Raw genomic sequence first — 6,190 nt, forward strand, 5'->3', positions numbered from 1 at the left:
CGCCATTGTCACCCACCAGGCCGATCGGCCCACGGGCAGGTTGCCCCGACATCACCGACCGCCCACCCGGTGAACCTTCCCGGTCACAGCACTAGCGTGCAGGGCATGAGTACTCCCGACGCGACCGCTCCCATGACCGAAGCCACCGTTTCGGCCGCACACCCCCGATTCGCCGAGGCCCTGCGCGAGCTGGGTCTCGATGTCGAGATCCGCCGCTTCCCGGACGCCACCCGTACCGCCGCCGAGGCCGCCGCGGCCATCGGCTGCGAGCTCAGCGCCATCGTCAAGTCTCTGATCTTCGAGGCCGACGGGGCTCCCGTGCTGGTCCTGATGGACGGCTCCTCGCGGGTCGACGTGGAGCTCGTACGGCGGGAGCTGGGCGCCGGGAAGGTCAAGCGCGCCGGGGCCGATCTGGTCCGGGAGACCACCGGCTACGCGATCGGCGGTGTGCCGCCCTTCGGCCACCGTACGAAGACCCGGGTGCTGGCCGACCGCGGGCTGCTCGACCACGACGTGGTGTGGGCTGCGGCGGGCACCCCGCACACGGTCTTCCCGCTCGATCCCAAGGCGGTCATCGGGCATGCCGGCGGCACCGTGGTGGATGTGCGCGAGCAGTCCAAGTGACGTAGAAGCACCGGCGGGACGGCAGACGCGGGCGCGGGTGCCGGTGCAACCCGCGCAGCCCGCTGGGCCGCCCGCCGGCCTCAGTCCTGCGCGATCGCCCTCCGGAAGCCCGCGTTCACGGCGAGCAGCCCGCCGTCCACCCGCAGCGTCGTCCCGGTGATCCAGGCAGCGTCGCGGGAGGCGAGGAAGGCGACCGCCGCCGCGATGTCGTCCGGTTCGCCGACCCTGCCGAGGGGGTAGATCGGGCTCACCCGGTCCAGTTCGTCGGCGCGGTCCGCCCACGCGTCCGTGCGGATCGTGCCGGGGGCCACGAGGTTGACGCGGACCCCGCGCGGGCCGGCGTGGCCGGCGAGCGTACGGGTCAGGCTGCCCAGGCCCGCCTTGGCGGCGCTGTAGGCGTGGTTGCCGAAGTCCTGCTCCCCGTTGACGGAGCCGATGTTGACGATCGCGCCCCTGCCCGACGCCACCAGGTGCGGCAGTGCCGCCCGTGAGCAGCGGTACGGGCCGGTGAGCGTGGCGTCCAGATCGCCCTGCCAGACGTCGTCGGGCTCGTCCTCGAAGAGCGGGGTGTCGGGTGTGCAGCGGTACGCGTTGTTGACCAGCACGTCGAGCCTGCCGAACGCCTCGACCGCACGGGCCACCGCCGCCTCGACCGCCGCCCGGTCGCCCACGTCACAGGGCAGCGCCTCGGCGGTGGCGCCCGTCTTCCGTATCGCCGCCGCCGTCTGCCCGGCGCGGTCACCGTCCAGATCGGTCACCAGGACGCGTGCGCCCTCGGAGGCCAGCCGACGGGCCGTGGCCGCGCCGATGCCCTGTCCCGCGCCCGTGATGAGTACGCCGTATCCGTCGAACCTGGAATCACCGGTAGAAGTCATAGCGCCGACCGTACTGCTCTGACCAGGGCCTGGGCACGGGGATCGGCGGTGACTCCCTTCTGCAGACCGTTCGTCACATAGCCGAGCGAGATGCCCGATTCGGGGTCGGCGAAGCCGAGCGAGCCGCCGCGGCCCGGGTGACCGAAGGAGCCGGGGGCGAGGAGCGGGGCGGCCGGGCCGTGCAGCATGTAGCCGAGGCCGAAGCGGGTGTTCACGACGAGCACCCGGTCCGGGCCCGCGGACTCCTCGGTGCGGGCGAGGGTGAGCGTGGCCGGGGCGAAGAGCCGGTGTCCGTCGACCGGGCCGATCATCGCGGCGTAGGCGCGGGCCAGCGCGCGGGCGGTCGCGATGCCGTTGGAGGCGGGGAGTTCGGCCGCCCGGTAGCCGGCGTCGTTCTCGTCGGGGAACGGGTCGATGGCGCCGAACGCGCGGCGGGTCAGCGACTCGGGATCACGGTAGGCGTCCACGACCGACCGCTTGGGGCGCATCCGCAGCGCCCCGCCGTTGCCGTCGAGGACGGGCGGCTCGACCGGTCCGATCCGGCCCACCCGGTGCGCCTCTTCCTCCGGGAGCCCGAACCAGAAGTCGAGGCCGAGCGGGCGGGCGATCTCCTCGGCGATCCAGCGGCCCACGGTGCGCCCGGTGACTCGTTGCACCAGTTCGCCGATCAGCCAGCTGTACGTCTGTGCGTGGTAGCCGTGCGCGGTACCGGGCTCCCACTGCGGGCGCTGCGCGGCGACGGCGTGCGCCCCGGAGCTCCCGTCGGCGGCCTCCTGGGGCGTCAGCGGCCGGTCGAGGGCGGGGACTCCCGCGCGGTGGGCGAGGAGGTGCCGCACGAGGACGCGCTCCTTGCCGGCCGCCTTGAACTCCGGCCAGTACGTGCCGACCGGGGCGTCCAGGTCCACCTGTCCACGCTGGTGCAGCAGCAGCGGTACGGCCGCGGCGATGCCCTTGCCCGCGGAGCGGACGATCTGCACCGTGTCGACCGCCCACGGCTCGACGCCGTCGACGTCTCTCGTACCGGCCCACAGGTCGACGACCTTGCGCCCGTCCCGGTAGACGGCGACCGCCGCCCCCCGCTCCCCCCGCTGCTCGAAGTTACGGATGAAGGCGTCCCTGACCGGTTCGAATCCGGTCGCCACCGTGCCCCGTACGTCCACGCCTGCTCCTGCGCTCCCGCTCATCCCCCCATGGTGCATCGCTGCGCAGGTGAGCTGTACCGCGGGTGACCCTCAGCTCAGCCCGTCGAGGAGCGGGCGGTAGGCGGCGGTCACGGCCCGCTGGGCTGCGTACAGCGCGAAACAGAGCTGTTCGTCGAGCAGCAGCGAGGCCGCGGGATGGCTGGTGTCGTCGTCGGTCACGCGCCCATGGTCACGGAGCGCGGGTCGAACCCGAAGGGCAGCTCCAGTCGGTGAGCACGCATCAACTCCTCGTCACAGAGCAGGTCCTGAGTACGGTTGTCGGCCGCGATGGTGCCTTCGCTGAGGATGACGGAGCGCGGGCAGAGCTCAAGGGCGTACGGCAGGTCGTGCGTGACCATCAGCACGGTGACGTCCAACGACCTTAGGATGTCGGCGAGTTCGCGCCTCGATGCGGGGTCCAGGTTGGACGAGGGCTCGTCCAGGACGAGGATTTCCGGCCGCATCGCGAGCACGGTGGCGACGGCGACGCGGCGGCGCTGGCCGAACGACAGATGGTGCGGGGGGCGGTTCGCGTACCCCGCCATGCCGACCTGTTCGAGCGCCTCGGTGACCCGCTCCTCCAGTTCGGCGCCGCGCAGCCCGGATGCGGCGGGCCCGAAGGCGACGTCCTCGCGGACGGTCGGCATGAAGAGCTGGTCGTCGGGGTCCTGGAAGACGATGCCGACGCGGCGGCGGATCTCCGCGAGATTGTGCTTCTCCACCGGAAGACCGGCGACCCGGACGGTGCCCGCGCCCGCGTCGAGGATGCCGTTGAGGTGGAGGACGAGCGTGGTCTTGCCGGCGCCGTTCGGGCCGAGCAGGGCGACGCGTTCGCCGCGGGCGACGGTCAGGTCGACGCCGAAGAGCGCCTGGTGACCATCGGGGTAGGCGTAGGCGAGGCCACTGACCTCAAGGGACGGAGCGGTGCTGCTGGACGGGCTCATAGGGTCCATCCCAGCAGACAGACCGCGAGGGCGAGCACGGGGAGTGCCGAGGCGTATGCCCACTGCGCGCCGGACGCCGTCACCTCGTCGATGACCGGCATCGAGCCGGTGTAGCCGCGGCTGACCATCGCGAGGTGGACGCGTTCGCCGCGCTCGTAGGAACGGATGAAGAGCGCGCCCGCCGACTTGGCGAGGACGCCCCACTGCCGTACCCCACGCGCCTCGAAGCCGCGGGAGCGGCGGGCGATCGACATCCGCCGCATCTCGCCGGTGATCACATCCCCGTACCGGATCATGAAGGAGGCGATCTGGACGAGCATCGGCGGCAGCTTCAGCCGCTGCAGACCGAGCAGCAGGGAGCGCAGCTCGGTGGTGGACGCGAGGATCACCGAGGCGGCGACGCCGAGGGTGCCCTTGGCGAGGACGTTCCAGGCGCCCCAGAGACCGGGGACGCTGACGGAGACGCCGAGGAGCTCCGTCTGCTCGCCCGGCACCACGAACGGCATCAGCACGGCGAACGCGACGAACGGCACCTCGATGACCAGCCGCTTGAGGAGGAACCCTGCGGGGATCCGGGCCACCGCAGCGACCCCGGCGAGCAGCGCGGCGTACAGCGCGAACGCCCAGACCGCCTCGCGCGGCGTCAGGACGACGACCAGCACGAAGCTGAACACAGCGGCGAGCTTGCAGTGCGGGGGCAGGTCGTGGACCGGCGAGTGCCCGTGCCGGTAGAGCTTGTGCGCGTGGCCCGCGCCCATCAGACGGCTTCCTTGGTGCGGATGTCGGCGGGTGCGTCCGGCGTACGGCGGCGGCGGACGGCCCAGAAGGCCCCGCTGCCTGCCACGATCGTGGCACCGACGCCGATCACCCCGGCGAGACCGCCGGAGAGCCGCGCGTCGGAGATGTCCTTGACGCCGTAGTCGGCGAGCGGCGAGTCCTCGGCCGCGTGCTTCTCGACCCTCTTGTCGATGCCCTTGTCGGCGGCGACCTTCTCCAGGCCGTCCGGGTTGGCGGAGGCGTAGAAGGAGACGAAGCCCGCCAGCACGAGGGCGGTGACCAGGCCGGTGGCCCAGAGCCCGCGCGTGGAGCGGGCGGCGACCGGCGCGACGGACTGCCGGGCGGGGGCGTCGACGAGCTCGCCGTCGATCCGGAGCTTGAGCGGGGAGGTGAGACCGCGGGCGCCGTGGACCAGATCGGGGCGGACGGCGATGACGGCTCCGACGGTCAGCCCGGTGATCACGGCCTCGCCGATGCCGATCAGGATGTGCACGCCGACCATCGCGGTGAAGACCTTGCCGATCGGGATGTCGGTGGTGCCACCGATCCAGTAGATCAGCGTGAAGACGGAGGCCGCGGCCGGTACGGAGATCAGTGCGGCGACGAATGCCGCGGCGGTCGTGGAGCGGCGGGTGCGCGGCAGGACGGTGGCGAGACCGCGGAAGAGGGCGTACGAGACGACGGTGGTGGTGACGCCCATGACGGTGATGTTCACACCGAGCGCGGTGAGCCCGCCGTCCGCGAAGAGGATGCCCTGCATGAGCAGCACGACGGATATACAGAGCACCCCGGTGTACGGCCCGACCAGGATCGCGGCGAGTGCCCCGCCCAGCAGATGCCCGCTGGTACCGGCCGCGACCGGGAAGTTCAGCATCTGCACGGCAAAGATGAACGCGGCGACGAGGCCCGCGAGCGGCGCGGTGCGTTCATCCAGTTCGCGGCGGGCGCCCCGCAGACTGACCGCCACGGCACCCGCGGCGACCACACCGGCGGCGGCGGAGACGGGGGCGTTGATGAATCCGTCGGGTACATGCATGGGGAGGCTCCGCTTCCTGCGTTCCTGCACTGCTGCGCGGGGTCATGAACCTCTCAATGATAGGGCCTTGTTGCGAATGGCTCGCAAGAGCGCATTCGCAACAAGTACCCGGCTTCCTCATCGTGCTCTTTGGCCGAAATATGCGACATTAGATATCAAACATTCACAAACGGTCAGTAGCAGGAGGATTCGGCCCATGCCCCCCGTGATCGAAGAACAGGCCGAAGCCCGGCTCATCACCGAGGCGACCGACACCTTCTCCGTCCCCGTCGACCTGCGGTACGACGCGGCCGTCGACCCGCGTACGGTGCATCTCACCTTCCCCGGCGGCACCGACTGGGCCTTCGGCCGAGACCTGCTGGAGGACGGGCTGCACTCGCCGACCGGGCACGGCGCGATACGGATCTGGCCGTGCGGACGGGCGCAGCTGGTCGTGGAGCGGCACTCGCCGGACGGCGTCGAGGTGGTGCAGTTCGACAACGCGCCGCTGATCCGCTTCCTGGACCGCACCCACGGCGAGAGCAGGGCGTCCGAGACCGCACCGGCGTGACCCTGACGGAGTGACGGCATGGATGAGCCCCCGTGCCGCTCGCACGGGGGCTCATCGCCGCTCCGGCCCCCGTCCTCACAGGTAACCGGCGCATTCCGGGGCCGCGTTCCGCTCAGAGCCTGTCGGGTGACCTCTGATCGGGCGGCCACGCCCTGGCACGCACGCTTCCCGCGTTGCCAAAATGCCCTGGTAGCTCCTTCCCC

At 71.6% G+C, this 6,190-nt stretch carries 7 protein-coding genes and 1 pseudogene; 2 read left to right on the forward strand and 6 right to left on the reverse strand.

Annotation, left to right across the window (positions count from 1 at the left end; translation table 11 throughout):
- The first annotated feature begins 105 nt into the window (after window positions 1-105).
- A complete protein-coding gene (locus tag ACWD6R_RS39470) occupies window positions 106-624 on the forward strand; it encodes a YbaK/EbsC family protein (RefSeq protein WP_451823173.1) in 519 nt (172 codons plus the stop codon).
- A gap of 80 nt (window positions 625-704) precedes the next feature.
- Here ACWD6R_RS39470 and ACWD6R_RS39475 read toward each other — a convergent pair whose 3' ends face one another.
- The 6 genes and pseudogenes from ACWD6R_RS39475 to ACWD6R_RS39500 form a co-directional block, all read right to left on the reverse strand.
- Window positions 705-1,499 carry an SDR family NAD(P)-dependent oxidoreductase gene (locus tag ACWD6R_RS39475; protein ID WP_451823174.1) on the reverse strand — a complete coding sequence of 265 codons (795 nt, stop codon included), beginning with the start codon at window positions 1,497-1,499 and terminating at the stop codon, window positions 705-707.
- Complete coding sequence (locus tag ACWD6R_RS39480) at window positions 1,496-2,659, reverse strand: serine hydrolase domain-containing protein (RefSeq protein ID WP_451823178.1); 1,164 nt, start codon at window positions 2,657-2,659, stop codon at window positions 1,496-1,498. Before ACWD6R_RS39480 ends, ACWD6R_RS39475 begins: the two co-directional genes overlap by 4 nt.
- A gap of 78 nt (window positions 2,660-2,737) precedes the next feature.
- Window positions 2,738-2,860: pseudogene (locus ACWD6R_RS39485) on the reverse strand (MarR family transcriptional regulator); the annotation flags it as partial.
- Entirely contained in the window at window positions 2,857-3,624 is a 768-nt protein-coding gene (locus tag ACWD6R_RS39490) for an energy-coupling factor ABC transporter ATP-binding protein (RefSeq protein WP_451823175.1), read from the reverse strand. The pseudogene ACWD6R_RS39485 and the gene ACWD6R_RS39490, both read right to left, overlap by 4 nt.
- The gene (gene cbiQ / locus ACWD6R_RS39495) at window positions 3,621-4,382 is read right to left on the reverse strand and encodes a cobalt ECF transporter T component CbiQ (protein WP_366135796.1); all 762 of its coding nucleotides are present in this window, start codon (window positions 4,380-4,382) and stop codon (window positions 3,621-3,623) included. Before cbiQ ends, ACWD6R_RS39490 begins: the two co-directional genes overlap by 4 nt.
- Window positions 4,382-5,437 (reverse strand): energy-coupling factor ABC transporter permease, encoded by a 1,056-nt coding sequence (locus ACWD6R_RS39500; RefSeq protein ID WP_451823176.1) that lies wholly within the window; start codon window positions 5,435-5,437, stop codon window positions 4,382-4,384. Before ACWD6R_RS39500 ends, cbiQ begins: the two co-directional genes overlap by 1 nt.
- A 196-nt stretch (window positions 5,438-5,633) precedes the next feature.
- Between ACWD6R_RS39500 and ACWD6R_RS39505 the strand changes: the two genes are divergently transcribed.
- Window positions 5,634-5,987 carry an SsgA family sporulation/cell division regulator gene (locus ACWD6R_RS39505; RefSeq protein WP_451823177.1) on the forward strand — a complete coding sequence of 118 codons (354 nt, stop codon included), beginning with the start codon at window positions 5,634-5,636 and terminating at the stop codon, window positions 5,985-5,987.
- Window positions 5,988-6,190 lie beyond the last annotated feature (203 nt).

It is taken from the genome of Streptomyces sp. NPDC005151 (assembly GCF_053599875.1).

What these genes read in the sequence shown, in the direction of transcription:
- ACWD6R_RS39470 (WP_451823173.1), top strand. Translation starts at nt 106, where the DNA reads ATGAGTACTCCCGACGCGACCGCTCCCATGACCGAAGCCACCGTTTCG.
- ACWD6R_RS39475 (WP_451823174.1), bottom strand. Translation starts at nt 1,499, where the DNA reads ATGACTTCTACCGGTGATTCCAGGTTCGACGGATACGGCGTACTCATC.
- ACWD6R_RS39490 (WP_451823175.1), bottom strand. Translation starts at nt 3,624, where the DNA reads ATGAGCCCGTCCAGCAGCACCGCTCCGTCCCTTGAGGTCAGTGGCCTC.
- cbiQ (WP_366135796.1), bottom strand. Translation starts at nt 4,382, where the DNA reads ATGGGCGCGGGCCACGCGCACAAGCTCTACCGGCACGGGCACTCGCCG.
- ACWD6R_RS39500 (WP_451823176.1), bottom strand. Translation starts at nt 5,437, where the DNA reads ATGCATGTACCCGACGGATTCATCAACGCCCCCGTCTCCGCCGCCGCC.
- ACWD6R_RS39505 (WP_451823177.1), top strand. Translation starts at nt 5,634, where the DNA reads ATGCCCCCCGTGATCGAAGAACAGGCCGAAGCCCGGCTCATCACCGAG.